The sequence below is a fragment of the Bradyrhizobium sp. S3.3.6 genome, assembly GCF_040546905.1.
Lineage (GTDB): Bacteria > Pseudomonadota > Alphaproteobacteria > Rhizobiales > Xanthobacteraceae > Bradyrhizobium > Bradyrhizobium cytisi.
This window is the reverse complement of the sequence record NZ_JBEPOT010000002.1, coordinates 835,795-857,685: the sequence shown is the minus strand read 5'-3', so window position 1 is coordinate 857,685 and position 21,891 is coordinate 835,795. Positions and strand designations below refer to the sequence as shown.

Annotated in this window: 21 protein-coding genes and 1 pseudogene; 20 read left to right on the top strand and 2 right to left on the bottom strand. The window is 64.0% G+C overall.

Going from position 1 to position 21,891, the window contains the following annotated elements; translation table 11 throughout:
• Window positions 1–2 precede the first annotated feature (2 nt).
• The 9 genes from nuoL (at window position 3) to mtnK (ending at window position 10,068) form a co-directional block, all read left to right on the top strand.
• On the top strand, window positions 3–2,105 hold the full coding sequence (nuoL, locus tag ABID59_RS08690; protein ID WP_354083081.1) for an NADH-quinone oxidoreductase subunit L: 2,103 nt from the start codon (window positions 3–5) through the stop codon (window positions 2,103–2,105).
• The gene (locus tag ABID59_RS08685; RefSeq protein WP_148753637.1) at window positions 2,106–3,614 is read left to right on the top strand and encodes an NADH-quinone oxidoreductase subunit M; all 1,509 of its coding nucleotides are present in this window, start codon (window positions 2,106–2,108) and stop codon (window positions 3,612–3,614) included.
• 22 nt (window positions 3,615–3,636) lie between these two features.
• Window positions 3,637–5,073, top strand: a complete 1,437-nt coding sequence (nuoN, locus tag ABID59_RS08680; protein ID WP_354083080.1) for an NADH-quinone oxidoreductase subunit NuoN — start codon at window positions 3,637–3,639, stop codon at window positions 5,071–5,073.
• A 1-nt stretch (window position 5,074) separates the two neighbouring features.
• Window positions 5,075–5,881 (top strand): biotin--[acetyl-CoA-carboxylase] ligase, encoded by an 807-nt coding sequence (locus ABID59_RS08675; protein WP_354083079.1) that lies wholly within the window; start codon window positions 5,075–5,077, stop codon window positions 5,879–5,881.
• Entirely contained in the window at window positions 5,881–7,551 is a 1,671-nt protein-coding gene (locus ABID59_RS08670; RefSeq protein ID WP_148753640.1) for a ribonuclease J, read from the top strand. The genes ABID59_RS08675 and ABID59_RS08670 overlap by 1 nt, the downstream gene beginning before the upstream one ends.
• Before the next feature lie 11 nt (window positions 7,552–7,562).
• A complete protein-coding gene (mce, locus tag ABID59_RS08665) occupies window positions 7,563–7,967 on the top strand; it encodes a methylmalonyl-CoA epimerase (RefSeq protein ID WP_354032753.1) in 405 nt (134 codons plus the stop codon).
• A 10-nt stretch (window positions 7,968–7,977) separates the two neighbouring features.
• Window positions 7,978–8,253, top strand: a complete 276-nt coding sequence (locus tag ABID59_RS08660; protein ID WP_354032754.1) for a DUF1467 family protein — start codon at window positions 7,978–7,980, stop codon at window positions 8,251–8,253.
• Window positions 8,254–8,395: 142 nt separating this feature from the next.
• Window positions 8,396–8,743, top strand: a complete 348-nt coding sequence (locus ABID59_RS08655; RefSeq protein ID WP_354083078.1) for a hypothetical protein — start codon at window positions 8,396–8,398, stop codon at window positions 8,741–8,743.
• Window positions 8,744–8,778: 35 nt separating this feature from the next.
• The gene (gene mtnK, locus ABID59_RS08650; protein ID WP_354083077.1) at window positions 8,779–10,068 is read left to right on the top strand and encodes an S-methyl-5-thioribose kinase; all 1,290 of its coding nucleotides are present in this window, start codon (window positions 8,779–8,781) and stop codon (window positions 10,066–10,068) included.
• Between the two features lie 80 nt (window positions 10,069–10,148).
• Here the strand turns inward: mtnK and ABID59_RS08645 are convergent, their stop codons facing one another.
• Window positions 10,149–11,294, bottom strand: a complete 1,146-nt coding sequence (locus ABID59_RS08645; protein WP_354083076.1) for a DUF418 domain-containing protein — start codon at window positions 11,292–11,294, stop codon at window positions 10,149–10,151.
• 376 nt (window positions 11,295–11,670) lie between these two features.
• Between ABID59_RS08645 and ABID59_RS08640 the strand changes: the two genes are divergently transcribed.
• The 11 genes and pseudogenes from ABID59_RS08640 (at window position 11,671) to ABID59_RS08590 (ending at window position 21,214) form a co-directional block, all read left to right on the top strand.
• On the top strand, window positions 11,671–13,260 hold the full coding sequence (locus tag ABID59_RS08640) for an ABC transporter substrate-binding protein (protein WP_502916402.1): 1,590 nt from the start codon (window positions 11,671–11,673) through the stop codon (window positions 13,258–13,260).
• Window positions 13,261–13,317: 57 nt separating this feature from the next.
• Entirely contained in the window at window positions 13,318–14,241 is a 924-nt protein-coding gene (locus ABID59_RS08635) for an ABC transporter permease (RefSeq protein ID WP_354083125.1), read from the top strand.
• On the top strand, window positions 14,238–15,059 hold the full coding sequence (locus tag ABID59_RS08630) for an ABC transporter permease (protein ID WP_148753646.1): 822 nt from the start codon (window positions 14,238–14,240) through the stop codon (window positions 15,057–15,059). The genes ABID59_RS08635 and ABID59_RS08630 overlap by 4 nt, the downstream gene beginning before the upstream one ends.
• A complete protein-coding gene (locus ABID59_RS08625) occupies window positions 15,056–16,036 on the top strand; it encodes an ABC transporter ATP-binding protein (protein WP_354083075.1) in 981 nt (326 codons plus the stop codon). Before ABID59_RS08630 ends, ABID59_RS08625 begins: the two co-directional genes overlap by 4 nt.
• On the top strand, window positions 16,029–17,081 hold the full coding sequence (locus tag ABID59_RS08620; RefSeq protein ID WP_354083074.1) for an ABC transporter ATP-binding protein: 1,053 nt from the start codon (window positions 16,029–16,031) through the stop codon (window positions 17,079–17,081). Before ABID59_RS08625 ends, ABID59_RS08620 begins: the two co-directional genes overlap by 8 nt.
• Window positions 17,082–17,434: 353 nt before the next feature.
• Window positions 17,435–17,644, top strand: coding sequence for a hypothetical protein (locus ABID59_RS08615; protein WP_148753650.1), 210 nt, complete (start codon window positions 17,435–17,437; stop codon window positions 17,642–17,644).
• Window positions 17,645–18,028: 384 nt separating this feature from the next.
• A pseudogene (locus tag ABID59_RS08610) lies at window positions 18,029–18,229 on the top strand (rhodanese-like domain-containing protein); the annotation flags it as partial.
• Between the two features lie 50 nt (window positions 18,230–18,279).
• The gene (locus ABID59_RS08605) at window positions 18,280–19,023 is read left to right on the top strand and encodes a sulfite exporter TauE/SafE family protein (RefSeq protein WP_354032762.1); all 744 of its coding nucleotides are present in this window, start codon (window positions 18,280–18,282) and stop codon (window positions 19,021–19,023) included.
• A gap of 14 nt (window positions 19,024–19,037) precedes the next feature.
• Window positions 19,038–19,934, top strand: a complete 897-nt coding sequence (locus ABID59_RS08600) for a YncE family protein (protein WP_354083073.1) — start codon at window positions 19,038–19,040, stop codon at window positions 19,932–19,934.
• Between the two features lie 157 nt (window positions 19,935–20,091).
• Window positions 20,092–20,685, top strand: coding sequence for a hypothetical protein (locus tag ABID59_RS08595; protein ID WP_354083072.1), 594 nt, complete (start codon window positions 20,092–20,094; stop codon window positions 20,683–20,685).
• Window positions 20,686–20,713: 28 nt separating this feature from the next.
• Window positions 20,714–21,214 carry a GlcG/HbpS family heme-binding protein gene (locus ABID59_RS08590; RefSeq protein ID WP_354083124.1) on the top strand — a complete coding sequence of 167 codons (501 nt, stop codon included), beginning with the start codon at window positions 20,714–20,716 and terminating at the stop codon, window positions 21,212–21,214.
• A 39-nt stretch (window positions 21,215–21,253) separates the two neighbouring features.
• Here ABID59_RS08590 and ABID59_RS08585 read toward each other — a convergent pair whose 3' ends face one another.
• On the bottom strand, window positions 21,254–21,880 hold the full coding sequence (locus ABID59_RS08585; RefSeq protein ID WP_354083071.1) for a LysR family transcriptional regulator: 627 nt from the start codon (window positions 21,878–21,880) through the stop codon (window positions 21,254–21,256).
• Window positions 21,881–21,891: the final 11 nt, after the last annotated feature.

Sequence of the window (21,891 nt, the reverse complement as noted above, 5' to 3'; positions counted from 1 at the left end):
CCATGGTCCAGGCAATCGTCTTTCTGCCGCTGCTGGGCGCCATTCTGGCCGGCGTGATCGCGCTGTTCGGCGCGCATGCCCGCAACCCGTCGGGTGACACGGTCGAGCATCACGACGACCACGGGCACGGTGCGCAAGCCCATGCCTCCGATGCGATCAACGAGGATGCGTCGGTCATCCACGAGAGCCAGCACGAGCCGGGCGACGGACATGACGGCCACGGCCCGGTCGAGCCGGCGGCCGCCGGCTCGCGCGGTGCCGAGCTGATCACCACGGCGCTGCTGTTCGTGGCGGCTGCGCTGTCCTGGATGACGCTGGTCGATGTCGGCTTCAATGGCCACGATGCCCGGATCCAGCTTCTGCCCTGGATATTCTCCGGCGAGCTCGAGGTCTGGTGGACGCTGCGTGTCGATACGCTCACCGCCGTGATGCTGGTGGTGGTGACGACCGTGTCCTCGCTCGTGCACCTCTATTCCATCGGCTACATGGACGAGGATCCGTACCGGCCGCGCTTCTTCGGCTATCTCTCGCTGTTCACCTTCGCCATGCTGATGCTGGTGACGGCGGACAACCTCGTGCAGATGTTCTTCGGCTGGGAAGGCGTGGGTCTGGCGAGCTATCTGCTGATCGGCTTCTGGTACCAGAAACCGTCGGCTAACGCCGCCGCCATCAAGGCCTTCGTGGTCAACCGCGTCGGCGATTTCGGCTTCGCGCTCGGCATTTTCGCGATCTTCTACCTGACCAGCTCGACCGATTTCGAGACTATCTTCCATGCGGCGCCCGGCCTGACTGGCAAGACCATCGACTTCCTCGGCTGGCACGCCGACGCCCTGACGCTGACCTGCGTGCTGCTGTTCATGGGCGCGATGGGCAAATCGGCGCAGTTCCTGCTGCACACCTGGTTGCCGGATGCGATGGAAGGCCCGACGCCCGTGTCGGCGCTGATCCACGCCGCGACCATGGTCACCGCCGGCGTGTTCATGGTGGCGCGCCTGTCGCCGCTGTTCGAGCTCGCCCCGAACGCCCAGGCCGTCGTGATGTTCTTCGGCGCGACCACCGCGTTCTTCGCAGCGACCATCGGTCTCGTCCAGAACGACATCAAGCGCATCGTCGCGTACTCGACCTGTTCGCAGCTCGGCTACATGTTCGTGGCGATGGGAGCGGGGGCCTATTCGGTCGGCATGTTCCATCTGTTCACGCACGCCTTCTTCAAGGCGCTGCTGTTCTTGGGCTCCGGCTCGGTGATTTACGCGATGCACCACGAGCAGGACATCCGCAACATGGGCGGCCTCTGGAAGAAGATCCCGTACACGTTCGCGGTGATGACCGTCGGCACGCTGGCGCTGACTGGCTTCCCGCTATTCGCCGGCTACTTCTCCAAGGATGCGATCATCGAGTCCGCCTACGCCTCGCACAATCCGTTCTCGATATATGCCTATCTGTTGACGATCGCAGCCGCCGGCCTGACCTCGTTCTACTCCTGGCGGCTGGTGTTCAAGACCTTCTTCGGCGAGCCGCACGACCAGGAGCACTACGAGGCCGCGCACGAGAGCCCGATCTGGATGCTGATCCCGATCGGCGTGCTGGCGGTTGGCTCGGTCCTCGCCGGCTTCCCGTTCAAGGAGCTGTTCACCGGGCCTCACGGCGTGGAAGAGTTCTTCCGCGAGTCCGTGAAGATGAACCCGCATATCCTCGAGGATATGGAGCACATGCCGCCGCTGCTCGGCTGGCTGCCCTTCGTGATGATGGTCGGCGGCTTCCTGGTGTCCTACACCTTCTATATCCGCAAGCCCTACCTCCCGGTCGAGCTCGCGAACACGCAGCCGATGCTGTACCAGTTCTTGCTCAACAAATGGTACTTCGACGAGCTCTACGACTTCATCTTCGTCCGTCCGGCGAAGTGGATCGGCTACCAGCTCTGGAAGAAGGGCGACGGCTCCATCATCGACGGCCTCGGCCCCGACGGTATCTCGGCCCGCGTGCTGGACATCACCCGCAACGTCGTGAAGATCCAGACCGGCTATCTCTATCACTACGCATTCGCCATGCTGATCGGTGCCGCCGGCCTGATCACCTGGTTCATGTTCGGCCTTGGAGGCCAGTAAATGACAACCTGGCCCATCCTATCGGTCACGACGTTCCTGCCGGTGGTCGGCGCGCTGATCGTCTATCTCAGCCGCGGCGATGACGAGGCGGCCAGGCGCAATTCGCGCTGGATCGCGCTGTGGACCACGCTGATCACCTTCGCGGTGTCGGTGCTGCTGGTCATGCGCTTCGACCCGTCGAATGCGGACTTCCAGTTCGTCGAGAAGGCGAACTGGCTCGCCACCGGCATCACCTACCACATGGGTGTCGACGGCATTTCGCTGCCCTTCGTGATCCTGACCACCGCCTTGATGCCGTTCTGCATCATTGCGAGCTGGAAGTCGGTCACGAGCCGGGTGCGTGAATACATGATGGCGTTCCTGATCCTGGAAACGCTGATGATCGGCACCTTCTCGGCGCTCGACCTCGTGCTGTTTTACCTGTTCTTCGAAGGCGGCCTGATCCCGATGTTCCTGATCATCGGCGTCTGGGGCGGCCCGCGCCGGGTCTATGCGTCCTTCAAGTTCTTCCTCTACACGCTGCTCGGCTCGGTCTTGATGCTGCTCGCCATTATGGCGCTGTACTGGAACGCCAGCACCACCGACATCCCGACCCTGATGCACACCGCCGTGCCGAGGTCGCTGCAAACCTGGGCGTGGCTCGCCTTCTTCGCCTCGTTTGCAGTGAAGATGCCGATGTGGCCGGTGCACACCTGGCTCCCCGACGCGCACGTCGAGGCACCGACCGCCGGCTCCGTGGTGCTGGCGGCGATCCTGCTGAAGATGGGCGGGTACGGCTTCCTACGCTTCTCGCTGCCGATGTTCCCGCTGGCCTCGCATGACTTCGCGCCGCTGATCTTCACCATGTCCGTGATTGCCATCATCTACACCTCGCTGGTGGCCCTGATGCAGGAGGACATGAAGAAGCTGATCGCGTACTCGTCGGTTGCGCATATGGGCTTCGTCACCATGGGCATCTTCGCCGGCACCATGCAGGGCGTCGCCGGCGGCGTGTTCCAGATGATCTCGCACGGCATCGTCTCCGGCGCGCTGTTCCTCTGCGTCGGCATCGTCTATGACCGCATGCACACCCGCGAGATCACGGCCTATGGCGGCCTCGTCAACCGGATGCCGCTCTATGCGCTGACCTTCATGGTGTTCACCATGGCCAATGTCGGTCTGCCCGGCACGTCCGGCTTCGTCGGCGAGTTCATGACGCTGCTCGGCACCTTCAAGGTCTCGATCCCGACCGCGTTCTTCGCGACGACCGGCGTGATCTTGTCGGCATGCTACGCGCTGTGGCTCTACCGCAAGGTCGTGTTCGGGGCGCTGGTCAAGCCGTCGCTGGCGAGCATGAAGGATCTCACTTTGCGTGAGTGCGTGACTCTGTTCCCGCTGATCGCGCTGACGATCCTGTTCGGAATCTATCCGAAGCCGGTGCTCGACATCTCGGCCGCCTCGGTCCAGCAACTCGTCAACAATTACAACACCGCTGTGACGGCCGTGAAGGCCGCCGCACTGCTCCATTGATCGGGCAGGTCAGGATATCGCCATGAGCTTTACGACTGCAGGTTATCAACTGGCGCCGGTGCTGCCCGAGCTCGTGCTCGCGATCGGCGCCATGGCGCTTCTGATGCTCGGCGCCTATCGCGGGCAGGGGACCACCGGCGCGGTGAACACGCTTGCGGTGCTGCTGCTGATCGTGGTCGGCGTGCTCGAATACATGCTGCCAGCAGGCAAGCAGGTGACCTTCGGCGGCAGCTTCATCGTCGACGATTTCGCCCGCTTCATGAAGATCCTGGCCCTGATCGGCTCGGCGGTGACGCTGGTGCTGTCGACCGAGTTCCTGTCGGACCCGTCGCGTCGCATCTTCGAATACGCGATCCTGGTGCTGCTCTCGACACTCGGCATGATGGTGCTGATCTCGGCCGGCGACCTGATCTCGCTCTATCTCGGCCTCGAATTGATGTCGCTCGCGCTCTATGTCGTGGCGACCTCGAACCGCGACAACGCCAAGTCGACCGAAGCCGGCCTGAAGTACTTCGTGCTGGGTGCATTGTCCTCGGGCATGCTTCTCTACGGCGCCTCGCTGATCTACGGCTTCACCGGCACCGTCAGCTTCGCCGGCATCGCCTCGGCTGCGACCGCCGCGAATATCGGCCTCGTGTTCGGCCTGGTGTTCCTGCTCGCGGGTCTCTGCTTCAAGGTCTCGGCCGTGCCGTTCCACATGTGGACGCCCGACGTGTACGAAGGCGCCCCGACCCCGGTCACCGCGTTCTTCGCGTCTGCGCCGAAGGTGGCCGCGCTCGCTGTCTTCACCCGCGTCACGCTGACCGCATTCCCCGGCATCGTCTCGCAGTGGCAGCAGATCCTGGTGTTCGTGGCGATCGCCTCGATGGCGCTGGGTTCGTTCGCCGCGATCGGCCAGAGCAACATCAAGCGCCTGATGGCGTACTCCTCGATCGGCCATATGGGCTTTGCGCTGGTCGGCCTTGCCGCCGGTACCGTCGAGGGCGCCCAGGGCGTGCTGATGTACATCGTGATCTACGTCGCGATGACGCTCGGCTCGTTCTCGATCATCCTTGCCATGAAGCGTAACGGCCAGGCCGTCGAGCAGATCAGCGATTTCGCCGGTCTCTCGCGCACCAACCCGCTGCTCGCCTTCATGTTCGCGATGCTGCTGTTCTCGCTCGCCGGCATTCCGCCGCTCGCCGGCTTCTTCGCCAAATGGTACGTCTTCGTGGCCGCCATCAAGGCGAATTTGTTCACGCTCGCCGTGATCGGCGTGCTCTCCAGTGTGGTTGGCGCCTACTACTATCTCACCATCGTCAAGACGATGTATTTCGATGAGCCGGCCGGCCAGGTCGATCCGGTGCGCGTCGAGGTCAAGACGGTGCTGGCGGTCGCGGGCCTGTTCAATATCCTGTTCGCGTTGTTCGCGGGTCCGGTGGTGAGCGTCGCCTCCGCAGCCGCCAAGTCGCTGTTCTAGGATGGGCTTCGCGCTCGGTCCTCGTGCCATCGCGGCGGGCTACAGGCTCGCAGCTTCTGAGCGGACCGGCTCGACCAACACGGATGCGATCGAAAGCGCGCGTTCCGGCGAACGCGGCCCGATCTGGTTCGTGACAGCGGAGCAGACGGCGGGCCGCGGTCGCCGCCAGCGTGCCTGGGTCTCGCCAAAGGGCAATCTCGCTGCCAGTGTCCTCGAAGTCGTGAACTTGGCCCCTGCGGTCGCCGCGACGATAGGTTTCGCCGCCGGGCTGGCGCAGGAAGCCGCCCTGGAGAAAGTCAGTATCGAAGCCGCGCTACGGCTCGGGCCCGACCGGCCGCGCTACACCCTGAAATGGCCGAACGACGTCCTCGCCAATGGCAAGAAGCTGGTCGGCATCGGGCTGGAGGCCGAAGCCGTCGGCGATCGCCTCGCGATTGTGGTGGGCATCGGCACCAATATCGTGGCGGCGCCCGAGGGCACGCCGACGCCGGCGGTATCGCTCGCAGCGCTCGGCGTCCAGATCAGCGCAGAGGAGCTGTTCTCGGCGCTGACGGATACCTGGGTCGAGTTTCGCGGCATCTGGGACAATGGTCGCGGCTTTACCGAGATCCGAAAACTCTGGCTGGAGCGCGCCGCCCGCCTTGGCGAGCCGATCGCGATCAATACGGGAACGACGACGCTGGAAGGCATTTTTGACACGATCGACGACACCGGCTGCCTGATCGTCCGCACCGCGGAGGGCCGTCGTGTGCCGGTGGCCGCGGGCGAGGTGTTCTTTGGCCCGGTTCGTTCGGTGGGAGCTGCGTGATGGCGAGGCCCGACGAACTGGTATTTGCGCCGCTCGGCGGCGTCGGCGAGATCGGCATGAACCTGTCGATCTACGGCCTTGGTAACCGCCAGCAGCGGTCCTGGCTGGCGGTCGATCTCGGCGTCTCCTTCGGCGACGAGGAGCATCTGCCCGGCATCGACCTGATCATGCCGGACATCAGCTTCCTGGAGAAGGAGCGCAAGAACCTGATGGGCCTGGTGCTGACCCACGCCCATGAGGACCATTTTGGCGCCATCATCGACCTCTGGCCCAGGCTGAAATGCCCGATCTACGCCACGCAATTCAGCGCGGCGCTGTTCGAGGCCAAATGCGCCGCCGAGCGCAACGCGCCAAAAATTCCCGTCACCGTGGTCCCGTCCGGCGGCCGTATCGACGTCGGCCCCTTCAACGTCGAGTTCATCCCGGTTGCGCATTCGATTCCGGAAGCGCATGCGCTGGCGATCCACACCGAGGCCGGCACGGTGCTGCACACCGGCGACTGGAAGATCGACCCGACCCCGACGCTGGGACGTCCGACCGACGAGAAGCGGCTGCGCGAGCTCGGCGAGGAGGGCGTGCTCGCCCTGATCGGTGATTCCACCAACGCAGTGCGCGACGGCCGTTCGCCTTCCGAAGCCGAAGTCGCCCGCACCATCATCGACCTCGTCAAATCAGCCAAGGGCCGCGTCGCGGTCACGACCTTCGCCTCCAACGTCGCGCGCATCAAGGCCGTCGCCGACGCGGCGAAAGCCGCCGACCGCGAGGTCGTCGTGGTGGGCCGCGCCATGGAGCGCGTGGTGCAGGTCGCGCGCGAGACCGGCTATCTCGACGGCGTCCAGAATTTTCGCTCGCCCGAGGTCTACGGCCATCTGCCGCAGGACAAGGTGCTGGCGCTCTGCACCGGCAGCCAGGGCGAGCCCCGCGCCGCATTGGCCCGCATCGCCAATGACGACCATCCCGAGATCACGCTCAACCGCGGCGACAGCGTGATCTTCTCCTCGCGCACGATCCCGGGCAACGAGAAGGCGGTCGGCTCGATCATCAACAATCTGGTGCTGCAAGGCGTCGAGGTCCTCACCGACCGCGACCACCTGGTCCACGTCTCCGGCCATCCGCGTCGCGATGAGCTGCGCGACATGATCTCCTGGGTGAAGCCGCAGCTCCTGATCCCCGTCCATGGCGAGGCCCTGCACCTGAACGAGCACGCCAAGCTCGCGCGCGCTGCCGGCGTGCCGCGTGTGCTGGTCATTCGCAACGGCGACCTCGTCAAGCTCGGTCCCGGCGATCCCGGCATCATCGGCGAGGTGCCGTCGGGCCGGCTCTACAAGGACGGGACTATTCTGGAGGATTCCAAATCCCGCGCGGTGGTCGAGCGCCGCCGCATGGCGTTCTCCGGCTGTGCCTTCGTCGCCATCGCCATGACCGCACAGGGCGAGCTCGCCGACGAGCCCGAGGTCGACCTGGTCGGCATCCCCGAGAAGAACCGGGCGGGCGAGCCGTTCGATGACATCGTCTTCGATGCCGTGATGTCCACGATCGAGGGCCTGCCGAAGGCGCGGCGCCGGGATCCGGACGCGCTGGCTGAATCGGTGCGGCGCGCAGTCCGGGCGGTCATCAACGAACATTGGGGCAAAAAGCCCCCCTGTCTGGTACACATCCTGACAGTCTAAGGGAGAAGCACATGCTGGGCCGGCTCAACCATGTGGCGATCGCCACAAAGGACGCGATCAAGGCTGCCAAGATCTACGGCGCGGCGTTCGGGGCGCAGATTTCCGAGGCCGTCGCGCTGCCCGAGCATGGCGTCACCACCGTGTTCGCGACGCTGCCCAACACCAAGATCGAGTTCATCGAGCCGCTCGGCGAGACCTCGCCGATCGCAAAGTTTCTCGAGCGCAATGCCGATGGCGGCATCCACCACGTCTGCTACGAGGTCGTCGACATCATCGCCTCGCGCGACACCCTGGTGAAGGAGGGCGCGCGCATCCTCGGCGACGGCGTGCCGAAGATCGGCGCCCACGGCAAGCCGGTGCTGTTCCTGCACCCGAAGGACTTTTCCGGCGCGCTGGTCGAAATCGAGCAGGCGTAAGACCGGGATCATGGCCGTCCAGATATCAACCGCGCTCGCAATCTACTTCGTGATCTGGTGGATCGCATTGTTTCTGACGCTGCCGTTCGGCGTGCGCAGTCAGCACGAGGATGGCGTCGGCGCGCCCGGCACCGACCCCGGCGCCCCGGTCCTGACCGGCATGAAGCGCAAGCTGATCTGGACCACGATCATCTCGGCGATCATCTATGGCCTCGGGATGGCCGCCTATGAGGCCGGCTATCTCTCGATCGAGCGGCTGTCGAAATTGATGGGAATGCCGTTTTAGAGGTGAGCCGACGAGAGACAAACCAAGGTCGTCATTGCGAGCGCAGCGAAGCAATCCAGTATCCCACCGCGGAAAGATTCTGGATTGCTTCGCTTCGCTCGCAATGACGCCCGAGATAGTTCGATTAGTTGGGGAATAACGAATGACTTTTCAGAAGATCGTCGTCGCGCTTCTGGTGCTGATCGTCGCCGGGATCAGTGCCATCGGCTATCTTGAATGGAGGACGGCCGTGCAGGCGCGAACCCTTAAGGCGTTCGTCGAGGGCTACGTCTTCAACGAGGCCGTGATGGCCTGCGAGCAGGCCAAGAGCTCGACGCCGTTCAAATGGAACGGCGGCAAGAGCACCTCGGTCATCGGCCTGAACTCGGTCAAGCCTGACAAATACGCCGTCAGCGCCAGCTACACGCTGGTGGCGGACAGCGTTTATTGTGATTACGATCCCATCAAAAGAAAGGCCGAGATCGGCTCGAGCTTCCTGGAGCGGGAGTAACGATCCGGCCATGCCAAGCATGGGATGGGATCGTCATGACCGGGAGCCGGGCGGGGAACTATCGGATTCTGCAGGAAGCGGCCTTGCGGGACTATCTCGCAGGCTTGCCTGAGATCGCGGCACTGGTCGGCGGCGCGCCGGCCGCCTGGGCCATCACCGAGGTAGGCGACGGCAATCTCAACCTCGTCTTCATCGTCAAGGGCAACCGCGGCGGCATCGCCGTGAAGCAGGCGCTGCCTTACGTCCGCCTGGTCGGCGAGAGCTGGCCGCTGCCGCTGTCGCGGGCCCATTACGAATATCTCGCGTTGTCCCGGCAGGCCGAGCTCGCGCCCGGCCTCGTGCCGGCGCTGCTGCACCACAACGAGACGCTGGCACTCACCGTGATGGAGCTGCTCGAGCCCCACGTCATCATGCGCAAGGGGCTGGTGGCTGGGACGCGCTACCCGCGCTTCGTCGAGGACATCACCACCTTCATGGCGCGGACGCTGTTCTTCACCTCCGACCTCGCGCTCACAGCCGCCGAGAAGAAGGACGCCATCGCGGCCTTCGCCGGCAACCATGCGCTGTGCAAGATCACCGAGGATCTGATCTTCACCGATCCCTACCGCGTGGCCGCGCAGAACCGCTGGACTGCGCCGTATCTCGACGGCCTGGCCGCATCCTTGCGCGACGACATGGAGCTGCATGTCGCGATCTCCCGGCTGAAGCTGAAGTTCATGGCAAGCCCGGAAGGCCTGCTCCATGGCGATCTCCACACCGGCTCGATCATGGTGACCGAGGGCGAGACGCGGGTGATCGACCCGGAATTCGCATTCTACGGCCCGATGGGTTTTGACGTCGGCGCGGTGCTGGCGAACCTCCTGATGGCATATTTTGCATCAAGCGGTCACGAGCGCTCGCCCGGCGAGCGGCAGGCATTTGAGAGCTGGGTGCTGGAGACAGTCGAGAAGGTCTGGAACGGGTTCGCGCGAAAATTCCTTGGCTTCTGGCGGACGGAAGCCCGCGGCGACGCCTATCCGGTCTCGCTGTTCGCCGGCGACAAGGGCGCCGCGCGGCTGGAGATCGAGCGGCAGGCCTACATGCAGCGTCTGTTCACCGACACGGTCGGGTTCGCCGCCGCGAAAACAATCCGCCGCATCTTCGGCCTCGCTCACAACATCGACTTCGAGCTGATCGAGGATCCGAAGAGCCGCGCCGTCAGCGAAGCCCGCGCCGTGCGGCTCGCACGCGGAATGATGGTGGAGGCGGTGGCGTTTCGGACGATCGCCGACGTCACAGGCGCTGCGCGAAAATTGCGCGATTGGCAGCCGGAGCTATCCGGCTGACCGGAGCCTCTTTCCGCGGAGGCAGTCTGGATTGCTTCGTCGCAAGAGCTCCTCGCAATGACGGTGGAGACAGAGCCGAGTCATCTCGCAGCCCCGACCTCTGCCACCACCATCGGCTGCCTCACCCCATACATCAACGACCGCCACAACCATTCGAGCGGGCCGTAGCGGTAGTGGCGCAGCCAAAATGCGCTGAAGCGCAACTGTGCGGCGTAGACGATGATTCCGATGGCGAGGGCCGGGGCGACGCCGAGCCGGCCGAACAGGCCAAGGCCATAGCCGTAAAATATCCAGCCGAAGATGACGGATTGTGCGACGTAGTTGGTGAAAGCCATCCGGCCCAACGGCGCAGCCCAGCCAAGCAACTTCTTTCCGCGCTCGACATGGGCGATGCCGAGGATCGCGGCACCATAGCCCAGCGCCAGCACAATGGTGCCAAGCGGCTCGATGCCGCGATAAAGGAGGCCTGCGCCGAGGCCGATCGCGGGGAGCGCGATGGCGAACAGGCCGCGCGTATTTTGCACAATGCCGCTGCGCCAGGCCAGCGCGCCCAGCAGAAACAGCCCGATCGTGCGCAGGAAGACGAATGCGTGCAGCGAGGCGATGAGGGGAATTTCGCGCAGACGAAACGGCAGCACGTCGCGGAAACCGCCCGTCGCATAGATGCGATTGGCATCCATGACGTCCTGCCAGATCGCGGCCCGGCTCGGAAACAATCCGGCCGGCGGAAAAGCCTGCATGGCCAGATACAGCGCGAGAGACACCAGAGCGGCAAGCGTCAGCAGCCAGCGTGGACCAAACAGGAACGGCAGCACGATGAATCCGGCAATCGCATATTCGGTGAGGATGTCACCGTTCCAGATCAGGCACAGATGAATGACGCCGAACACCAGCAGCACGGCGAGCCGGCGCAGGAGCAGCGCGGTGCGGCGCTCGCTGTTGGCGAGCCGGTCGAATTGAATGGCAAGGCCTGCGCCGAACAGCAGCGAAAACAGCGCAAATGCCTTGAGCTCGACGGCCTGGCTCAGGATCGCCTCGACGGCGCGATCGATTGGTGAAGCGAGAATCCTGGGGCCAAGAAACTGCTCGAAAATCGAAACGCGAAATTCCATCACCAGGTTGATGGCCATGACGCCGAACAGCGCGATGCCCCGCAGCACGTCGATGGCGTCGATCCGCTCCGCGGAGGGCGTCGGCCTGGGAGCTCCGGCGTTATCGGACGTCATCGAAGGATTCCAATCGTAGCTCGGCGACATGCGATGGAGGACGAGATGCCGCCACATTCTCTGTCATTGCCCATCCTACGGGCTACGGGCTGAGGGCGCGTTAATACAGCCGCATCTGAAGCGGAGCGCCGTCCGGGCCGACCGGCAGGCCCCGGGTCTCGTTGGCTGCGACCTCGAGCTGTCGACCCATCTGATCGGGAAAAATGTTCACCGGCCCTGGCTTGCGGGATGTGCAGCGCAAGAGCGTGCCGAGACAGCCAGGGTGTCGCGCCGGGCGCCGCGTTCCGGAACCCGTCTCCATCAAAACGAGGCTTGCATTCGACGGGCTCCGAATGATCAAATCCCTGATCGGGATACCTGCGTTGTTGGGGGACACATGATGTTCAGGATGATTGCGATCGTTGCGGGCTTGGGACTGGCGCTCGCCGCCCCGGCAGAGGCCCAGACACCGCGCAAGGGCGGAACCATCCGCATGACCGCACCCTACGGTTCGAGCTTCACCAGCCTGGACATCCACACCACCCAGCGCGCCCAGGACGAGATCTACGCCAAGGCCCTGCATCGTTCGCTCTACATCTGGGATTCCGCGGAAGGAAAGCCGGTTCCGGAACTTGCCAAGGAGGCCGTCGTCTCCGGCGGCGGTCTCGTCTACACCTTCAAGCTCCGCGACGACGCCTACTTCCACAATGGCCGCAAGATGACGGCCGACGACGTCATCTGGTCCTACAACCGCATCATGGACGGCACCAGGGCCTATCCTGGCGCGCGTTATGTCCGCATTATCGAGGGCGCGGCCGCGGTCGAGAAGGGCCAGGCCAAGGAGATCTCCGGCCTGAAGAAGATCGACGACTTCACCGTCGAGATGAAGCTGACCGAGAAGGTCGATCCGGCCTTCTACCTGTTCACCGCGCTGACCTCGATCTATCCCGCCGACGAGGCTGTCAAGGACAGCTTCATCCAGCACCCGATCGGCCTTGGACCGTTCAAATTCGTCGAGCACGTGCCGGGATCGCGCATCGTCATGGAGCGCTGGGACCGGTTCTACAAGCCCGGCAAGCCCTACGCCGACAAGGTCATTGTGTCGGTCATGGGCGAGGCCGCGGCACGCGATGTCGCCTTCCGCAACAAGGAGATCGACACCTCCGTGCTCGGGCCGGCGCAATATGTCGCCTATCAGGCTGATCCCAACCTCAAGGGCACCATCGCCGAGGTCGCCGAGGTGTTCACGCGTTACATGGGGATGAATCCCGCGTTCAAGCCGTTCGCCGACAAGCGCGTCCGGCAGGCGATCAACTATGCGATCGATACTGATTTGATCATCAACAAGCTGGTCAAGGGCAAGGCCTATCGTGCCACCAGCTGGCTGCCGCTGACCTCGACGGCCTACGACAAGGCGATGAAGCCGTACCCCTACGATCCCGCCAAGGCCAGGCAGCTGCTTGCCGACGCCGGCTATCCCTCGGGCTTCGAATTCGAATGGACCACCAGCCAGAATGAAAGCTGGGGCCTGCCGATCGTCGCGGCCGTGATCCCGATGCTGGACAAGGTCGGCATCAAGGCGAAGGTCAAGCAGGTCGAGGCCGCGGTGCTGTCGGAGGTGGTTCGCTCCGGCGACTACCAGGCCTTCATCTATTCCCAGCAGACCGGCCCGGACCCCCAGGCCGCCCTGAAATGCTTCCACTCCTCGACGCCGCAATCGGCCTGCAACTACATGAACTTCAAAAACGTCGAGTTCGACAAGATCATCGATGAGGCCGGGCAGGCCGACGATACTGCAAAGCGCACCCAGCTGCTGCAGAAGGCCAATGCGCTGCTCTACGACGAGGCGCCGGTCTGGTTCTTCAACTACAACAAGGCGGTCATGGCGGTGCAGCCGTGGCTCCACGGCGTTCAGCTGAACGCGACGGAGCTGACCCACCAGAATGTCGAGGACCTCTGGGTCGACGAGACCTCGCCCGCGAAGTGACACGCGTTCTCGTGCTCCCTCCATCGCCATGAGCGATGGGGGCGGAAGAAAGTGCCGATGCTCTCCTTCCTGATCCGCCGCCTGCTGCAAACCATTCCGACCGTGCTCGCTGTCGTGGCTCTGGTGTTCGTGCTGTTCAGCGTCGTTCCCGGCAGCATCGTCTCGTCCATGAGCGACGACGCCGATCCCCAGGTCGAGCTGCGCCTGAAGAAGCAGCTTGGCCTCGACGATCCCGTCCATGTGCGTTTCGGCGCCTATATCGCCAAGCTTGCCACCGGTGATTTCGGCACGTCGTTCCGGACCCGCGAGCCTGTGACGACCATGATTGCCAAGCGGGCCTGGCCGACGCTGCAGCTGATCTTCACCGCCATGGCGTTTTCGGTTCTGCTCGGCGTGCCGCTCGGCTTCATCGCCGCATTGCGGCCGGGCGGGCTCGTCGACACGCTCGCGATGGTCGTGGCGGTGTCGGGCCTGTCCATTGCCAAGTTCTGGCTCGGGCTGGTGCTGATGTATCTGTTTGCGCTGAAGCTCGGCTGGCTGCCGAGTTTCGGCTATGGCGATGGCGGCCTGAAATACCTGATCCTCCCGGCGGTGACGCTTGGCGTCTCGCCGATGGCGCTGTTTGCCCGGACGACGCGCGCTGCGGTGCTCGAGATCATGACGGCCGACTTCGTCCGCACCGCGCGCTCCAAGGGCATGAGCGAGACCCGAGTGGTGAAGTGGCATGTGATGCGCAACGCGCTCGTCATCATTCTCACCACCGTCGGCCTGCAGTTCGGCGGGCTGATGGGGCAGGCGGTCGTCGTCGAGAAATTGTTCTCCTGGCCGGGCATCGGCTCGTTGCTGGTCGACAGTGTCCTGCAGCGCGACATTCCGGCCGTCCAGGGCTCGATTCTCGTGGTGGTGCTGGCCTTCCTCGCGATCAATCTGCTGATCGACGTGCTCTATGGCGTGATTGATCCCAGGATCAGATACGCATGAAGCTCCGCGCCAATCTCATCATCGGTGGCGCGCTGTTCGCGCTCGCGATCCTGGTCGGTGTGCTCGCGCCCTGGCTGGCGCACACCGATCCCGTCCTGGACGCCAATCTGCTGAACGCGGAGGAGCCACCGGGCTGGACCTGGTGGTTCGGCACCGACGACCAGGGCCGCGACATCTATTCCCGCGTCGTCTACGGCGCGCGCGTCTCGCTGACGGTCGGCATCGTCTCGCAGCTCATCAACAGCGTCATCGGCGTGGCGCTGGGCCTGAGCGCCGGCTATTGGGGCGGCTGGTGGGACGATGTCGTCAACGCCCTGACCAATGTCATGCTCGCGATCCCCTCGCTGATCTTCGCGCTCGCCATCATGGCGGTGCTTGGCCCGGGCCTGACCAGCCTGCTGATCGCGCTCGGGCTGACCAACTGGTCCTTCACCTGCCGGATCGCACGCGCCTCGGCGCTGTCGCTGCGGAGCCAGGGCTATGTCCAGGCGGCGACCGTGCTCGGCTATGGCGATCTGCGCATCATGATCACGCAGCTGTTGCCGAACATGCTGGGGCCGATCGTCGTCATCGGCACGCTCGGCATGGGCAGCGCGGTCCTCTCCGAGGCCGCATTGTCGTTCCTCGGCCTCGGCGTCCGCCCGCCGTTTCCGAGCTGGGGCAGCATGTTGTCGGACGCCCGTGACCAGATCACGACGGCGCCGTGGCTCTCGGTATTTCCGGGCCTCGCCATCTTCCTGACGGTGCTCGGGCTCAATCTGCTCGGCGACGGCCTGCGCGACATTCTCGATCCCCAATCGCGGAGCCGGCGGACATGACCGGCGCGCCGCTGATCGAGGTCCAGGATCTGCGCATCGATCTCGACAATGGATCGCGGCGCGTTGCGGCCGCCGAGGGCGTTTCATTCCGCATCGATCGTGGCGAGACGTTTGGTCTTGTCGGCGAATCCGGCTGCGGCAAGAGCATCACGGCGCTCGCCCTGATCGGCCTGCTGCGGCAGCCGCTGTCGATCGGCGGCGGCGTCATCCGGTTTGACGGACAGGAGATCCAGCACCTTTCAGCCGCCCGGCAACGGGATCTGCGCGGCAATCGCATCGCGATGATCTTCCAGGAGCCGATGACGGCGCTGAACCCGGTCTCGCCGGTGGGGCGGCAGATTGCCGAGATGTTCGTGCTGCACAAGGGCAAGAGCTGGCGCGAGGCCAATAAGCTTGCGGTCGAGGCGCTGGCGAGCGTCCGCGTTCCCGCGCCGGAGCGGCGCGTCAATGATTACCCGCGCCAGCTCTCCGGCGGCATGCGCCAGCGCGTCATGATCGCCATTGCGCTCGCCTGCAGTCCGGATCTCCTGATCGCCGACGAGCCGACAACCGCGCTCGACGTGACCGTGCAGGCCGAGATCATCGAGCTGATGCGCAATCTCTGCGCCGAACGCGGCACGGCGATCCTGATGATCAGCCACGACCTCGGCCTGGTCGCCAATGTCTGCCGCCGCGTCGCCGTCATGTATGCCGGCCGCATCGTCGAGGAGCGCGGCTCCGCCGACATCTTCCGCGCGCCCTCGCATCCCTATACGCAAGGCCTGGTCGCCTCGCTGCCGCGGCTCGGCAGCCGTGCTGCGCTCGGCCGCAGCAGGCTGAAGGAGATCGCGGGCGTCGTCCCGGCGATCACGAGTTTTCCGGAGGGCTGCCGGTTCAATCCGCGCTGCGCAAATGCGACGGACATTTGCAGGACCGTCGTGCCGATGGCGGATGCTCTTGAAGCCGGCGGCCTGGTGAGGTGTCATCACCATGCATGAGCCCAAAAACAGATCGGGTGAGGGGAGGCCGGACGACGATCTCATTCTCAGCGTCGAGGATCTCGCGGTTCATTTTCCGCTGGGCGGCGGCTTGTTCGGCCGCGGCCAGCGGTTACTTCGTGCCGTCGACGGTGTCGATCTCAAGCTGAAGCGCGGTGAATGCCTCGGCCTCGTCGGCGAGTCCGGTTCTGGCAAGTCGACGGTGGCGTTGTCGATCCTGGGTCTGCTGACGCCGACGCGCGGCCGCATCGTGCTGGACGGGCAGGTCGTGACCGGCCGGCCGTCCGGCGATCGCAAGGCGCTGGCCCGGACTGTCCAAATCGTCTTTCAGGATCCCTACGCCTCGCTCAATCCGCGCCAGACCGTGCGTCGCACGCTGGAGGATCCCCTTCGTGTGCATGGCGTGACCGCAAGGAGCGAGATCGAGGATCGCGTCGCGACCATGCTGCGGCATGTCGGCCTGCGGCCCGAACAGGCCGACCGCTACCCGCATGAATTCTCCGGCGGCCAGCGCCAGCGTATCGGCATTGCGCGTGCCCTGATCCTCAACCCCAAGATCGTCATCTGCGACGAGCCCGTCTCGGCGCTCGACGTCTCGATCCGCGCCCAGATCATCAACCTGCTGCTGGAATTGAAGGACACGCTCGGTCTGTCCTACATCATGATCAGCCACGACCTCGGCGTGGTCGAGCACATGAGCGATAGGGTTGCCGTGATGTATCTCGGCCGCACCGTCGAGAACGGCGACTGGCGCGAAATCTTCGAACGCCCGGCGCACCCCTATACCCAAGCCTTGATTGCCGCCATCCCCGATCCCTTGCGCCATGCCCCGCTGGCGACGACAGGGGGAGACCAGCCCAATCCGCTCAATCCGCCGAACGGATGCGCGTTCAGCCCGCGGTGTCGTTATGCGGAGGCGGTTTGTCGGAGGGAGCCGGGACCGGTGCTGGAGACGCGCGCGGATGGTCATGCGGTGCGCTGCTGGCGAGCGGATGAGATTGCGGGGCAGGTGGCGTTGGCTTCGAACGAAAGCGAGCACCTCTAGGATGGTGGGTCCGTCTTGGCGTGCTATCTCCCCATCGTCATTGCGAGCGCAGCGAAGCAATCCAGAATTCTTCCGCGGCGACAGCCTGGATTGCTTCGCTGCGCTCGCAATGACGAGCTCGGTTGAGCGAGCTTCGCTCTATCCCCGTCACCCTCTGAGGTGGCCGCTTCTTCAGCGGCCCGCGAAGGGCGACGGCCACGCTGGAACAGGATATTCGCCCTCGCTGTGGTAACCTCTAAGGGGTTGCACGAAACATAGTTGGAACGACGTCTCTCGTCGTCCGTTGACGCGGCGTCGCGCCGGACGCTTTTTCCGAGTCCGGCGGAGCCATATGAGCAGCGAGGAGACTGGTTATGGCAAGTGCGGCAGGCCGCGATCCGCGACACCATACTCAGAAGATGCAGAAGGCCCTCCGGGATATCCGGAACCATTTGCGCGAAGACATCCAGAAGGTCGACGAGCCACAGTTGAAGGCGATGTTCGAGACGTCCGCCGAGGTTTTGGGTGGTCTCGAGAAGGCCTTCAAGGACTATGAGCAGAAGAACGAACCGGCCTGGCGCTGACTGACAGGTCCCGGCGCCGCTACGGCCCCGCGCATCCACAGGAGCGCCGTGATGGAAGTCGTTGTGCCAAGCAAGCGCCGTCTCCTCTTGCTCGAGGCCGGGATCTCGGCCATGCGGTCCACCGGAGCGACAAGCCTATGCGCCGTGGTACCTCGCCGCCTTGGGCGCGACCCACGCCCCGATCGAACGGCTTGACGATGCGCCGGCGGGGCGGACGGCGGTGACGGGTTCCCCCCGCGTTCCCCCCGATGACTTCTTTGCAGCTTTCAACGCAGGCGGGTTGACAGTCCGGCCATCAGGGCATTTATTCGCGCCACGGGGAATTGCGATCTCCCCGCGAGGCGACATGCCCAAGAATCGCGTCCTGGTCACCAAGGGCGCAGCATGTCAACATCATACGCCTCTATCTCACCCGACAAATTATCCCGACTGATCGGCACGACCACTTCGCCGACGCTGATCGATGTGCGTATCGACGCGGACTTCGCGGCAGATCCGCGCTTGATACCTGGCGCGACAAGACGCTCTCACCTCGACGTTCGGGACTGGGGCTCGCGCTTGACGGGGCAGTCTGGCGTCGTCGTCCCAATAAGATGCATCCAAGTGCTCGCACCTCGCCAGGGGAGCACGACCTAATGGATGGACTTGTCTTTGTTGTTTTTGCTCTTGCCGCCCTTGTGGGCGGCTTCGTCAGCGGCTTTTCGGGCTTCGCGATGGGGCTGGTCGTGTCCGGTGTCTGGTTGCACATCATCTCGCCGATGCAGACTGCTTCTCTGATCGCCGGCTACGGCCTGCTCACACAGGGCTACGGCATCTTCAAGCTGCGCAAGTCGCTGGATTTGCGCAGGGCGTGGCCCCTCGCGCTCGGGACCGTTATCGGGATTCCGATCGGAGTTGGGATTCTCTCGTATCTCAACCCGGCCTACCTTCGGCTCGGCGTCGGTGTATTATTGATGGTCTACTCGATATACGGCCTCGCACGACCGGTGTTCGCTCCGATCAAGATCGGCACCCGAGCCGACATCGCCATCGGCATTTCGAATGGTCTGCTTGGCGGTTTGACGGGGCTGGGCGGCGTGATCTCCACGATCTCATGCCAATGGCGGGGCTGGCCCAAGGATGTGCAACGGGCCGTGTTCCAGCCGGTGTTGTTCGTGGCCTTCGTTGTGATTTCGCTCTCTCAAATCGCCGCCGGAACCATCACGGAAGACACGGCGAAGCTGTACGCCTTGGGCGTCCCTTTCATGGTCGTCGGCCTGTGGTCTGGCTTCCGGCTGTTCGGAAAGATTGACGACGAGACCTTCCGCAAGACGGTGCTTGCGCTGCTGCTGTTCGCGGGAGTGTCGCTGATCGCATCGACGCTTCCTTCCCTTCGCTGATTGATGAGGGCACCATGCCGCTGAAGACTGTTGGCACGATCGCCATCCCCAACGGACAGGACAGCGATTTCGATCACGCCGCCTTCGATCCGAAGACCCGTCGCGTTTTCATCGCGCATACGGCACGTGGCTGCATTGAGGTGATCGATCACGATGCGCAGAAGCATATCGCAACTCTCCCTGGTTTTCCGGCCGTAGCCGGCGCGGTCGCCGATGACGGGGAGATACTCACAACCAACCGTGGCGCGGCGACGATCACGTGGATGGACGCTGCAACATACGAGATCAAGGGCGTGTTCCCGTCGGGGCAGCGTCCGAACGGCGCGGTCATTGTCAAAAACAGGCAGATTGGCATTGCCGCCTGCATCGGCGACGCAAATCAAGGACCGACGCTTCAGCTCATTGATTTGAAGCAGATGACGCAGCGTTGCATTGAGCTCCCGGGCAGGCCGCGCTGGTGCGTTACTGACGCCAATGGCGAGCGCGTGTTTCTCTGCATCCGCGAACCGTCGATGATCCTGTCGGCGCGACTGCCTGATCTCTCGGAGATTGCTTATTGGCCGTTGCCGTCGGGCGGCGCGCACGGCCTCGATATCGATCACGCGCGCAATCGTCTCTACGCTGCCTGCGACGACGGTGATCTCGTGGAGATCGACAGCACATCCGGGAAGGTCACCAACGTCTGGCCGATTGCCGGGCCGCCTGACGTGACATTCTTCAATCCGGCGACCGGTCGCGTGCATGTGGCGATTGGGAACCCAGGCGTCATCGAGACGATCGATCCTCGGTCGGGCGATCGCATCACTACTGTGACGGGCGCCGGCGCGCATACGACCGCTCTGGTGGGACCGGATCGGCTCTACGTGATCTCGCCGAGCCACGGCGGCGTGCTGGTGCTCTCCGATGGGTGATAACTGGAGCGGCGGCATGTCGCAAACGACTTCGATGGCCCGAATCTCTATGGCAGGACGATTGATGATGTGCACCATTGCAGGCTTTCCGTCGCGATCTTCTTTACGCGCGAGGCTCGTGGCGACTGTGCTGATTTTTTCAGTGGGAGGAAACGCCGTGGCCGAGACCCTGAATTTTGACAATGCTCCTGTCGGAATGCCGCCCGAGGGATGGACCTTGACGATGACCGGCAAGGGAGAACCGAAATGGACCGTCGAGGCCGAACCCTCCGCGCCAAGCAAGCCGAACGTTCTCAAGCAATCCGGACGAGCGACATTTCCGGTGGCGATCAGACGCGACACTGCCATCCGCAACGGCTTCGTTGAGGTCAAATTCAAGGCCGTCTCCGGGTCGGAAGATCGCGCCGCGGGCATCATCTGGCGGGCGAGGGATGCCGACAATTACTACGTCGTCCGGGCCAACGCGCTGGAGGACAATGTCGTGCTCTACAAGACGATCAAGGGCATTCGGACATCGCTGGGGATCGTCGGCCGCAAGGGCGGATACGGCGTCAGCGCACCCGTGACATCAGGGCAATGGCACGTGCTGCGTTGCGATTTCGCTGGAGGTCGATTCAAGGTGAGCTATGACGGAAAGCCAATATTCGAAGTGGAGGACGCCACCATCGTGGATGCCGGCATGATCGGCCTCTGGACCAAGGCGGATAGCGTGACCCTGTTCGACGATCTGACATATGGCAAGATCAAATAGAGGTTCGTCCACCTTGCCGGAGACCACCATGAATGTCAGATGTTTATCGGTCGCGACGGCCCTGCTGATCGCGTCGATCTGCCCAATGCGGGCGGAAGATGCGTTGGTCGCCTATAAGTCACTCACTCCGGAGCTGGCGCTCGATCTCGCGACCGCTGCGTTGGGCAGCTGCCGTGATCATGGTTACCAGGTTGCCGTCGCCGTTGTCGATCGCTTCGGCGTGACGCAAGTGATGTTGCGTGATCGCTTTGCAGGCGCCCATACGCTGTCAACGGCATCCGGCAAGGCCTGGACAGCTGCGTCGTTCAAGACCAGCACGACAGAGCTGAATGCGGTCAGCCAGTCGGGCATGATGCAGTCGGGCATTCGGAGTCTTCCCGGGGTGGTCATCATAGGAGGAGGACTGATCGTCGAGGCAGGCGGCGCTCTGGTCGGAGCGGTCGGCGTGTCCGGAGCGCCGGGCGGCGATGCGGATGAAGCCTGCGCGAGAGCCGGGATCACGGCCATACGTGACAAGCTCGAGTTCTGAGGGCGTATGTGGCGATATCGGATCGAGGGTTCGTGCTTCTCAACTTCCAGCACCGCCGACAAGACGAGGGCGCCGGTTTGCGAGTGCGTTCCCGGCCGGGAGGGCGCGCAACCATTCGCGAAAACTGACGATCTCAGGGCAATCCGCGGTGCCTTCAGGCGCAACCAGCCAATCGCCCAAGCCCGACCTCTCATTGACCCGCTCGCAGCGATAGCCCGGATGGTGGCCGAGACCGCGGGCGATCAGCAGGTCGACCTTGCCCTCGACCAATTCGTGCAGGCCGGCCGGGTGCAGCACCCGCAAGCCGATCTCCGCATGCGCGCTGCGAAACCTCGCCAATTCGAGGCGGCGCAGGTCGACGCTGCCATGGACTCCCAATTGCAGCAGCGCCGCGCCTGCCGGCTTCAATTGCAAGGTCGCCTCCGCAATGTAGCGAAAGCCTTCGGAGACCCCGGGCAAGTAGGCCTGACCGGCCGCGGTGAGGATGAGCTGCTTATGCAGCCGATCGAACAGTTGCACGCCGAGACGGGCCTCCAGCGCTTTCACCTGCTGCCCCACGGCGGCGGGTGTCACGTGCAGCTCGTGCGCGGCAAGCTTGAAGCTGAGATGCCGGGCGGCGGCCTCAAAAGCGCGAAGCGCGTTGAGGGGTGGAAGGGTGTAGGTCATCGCGCACCAGT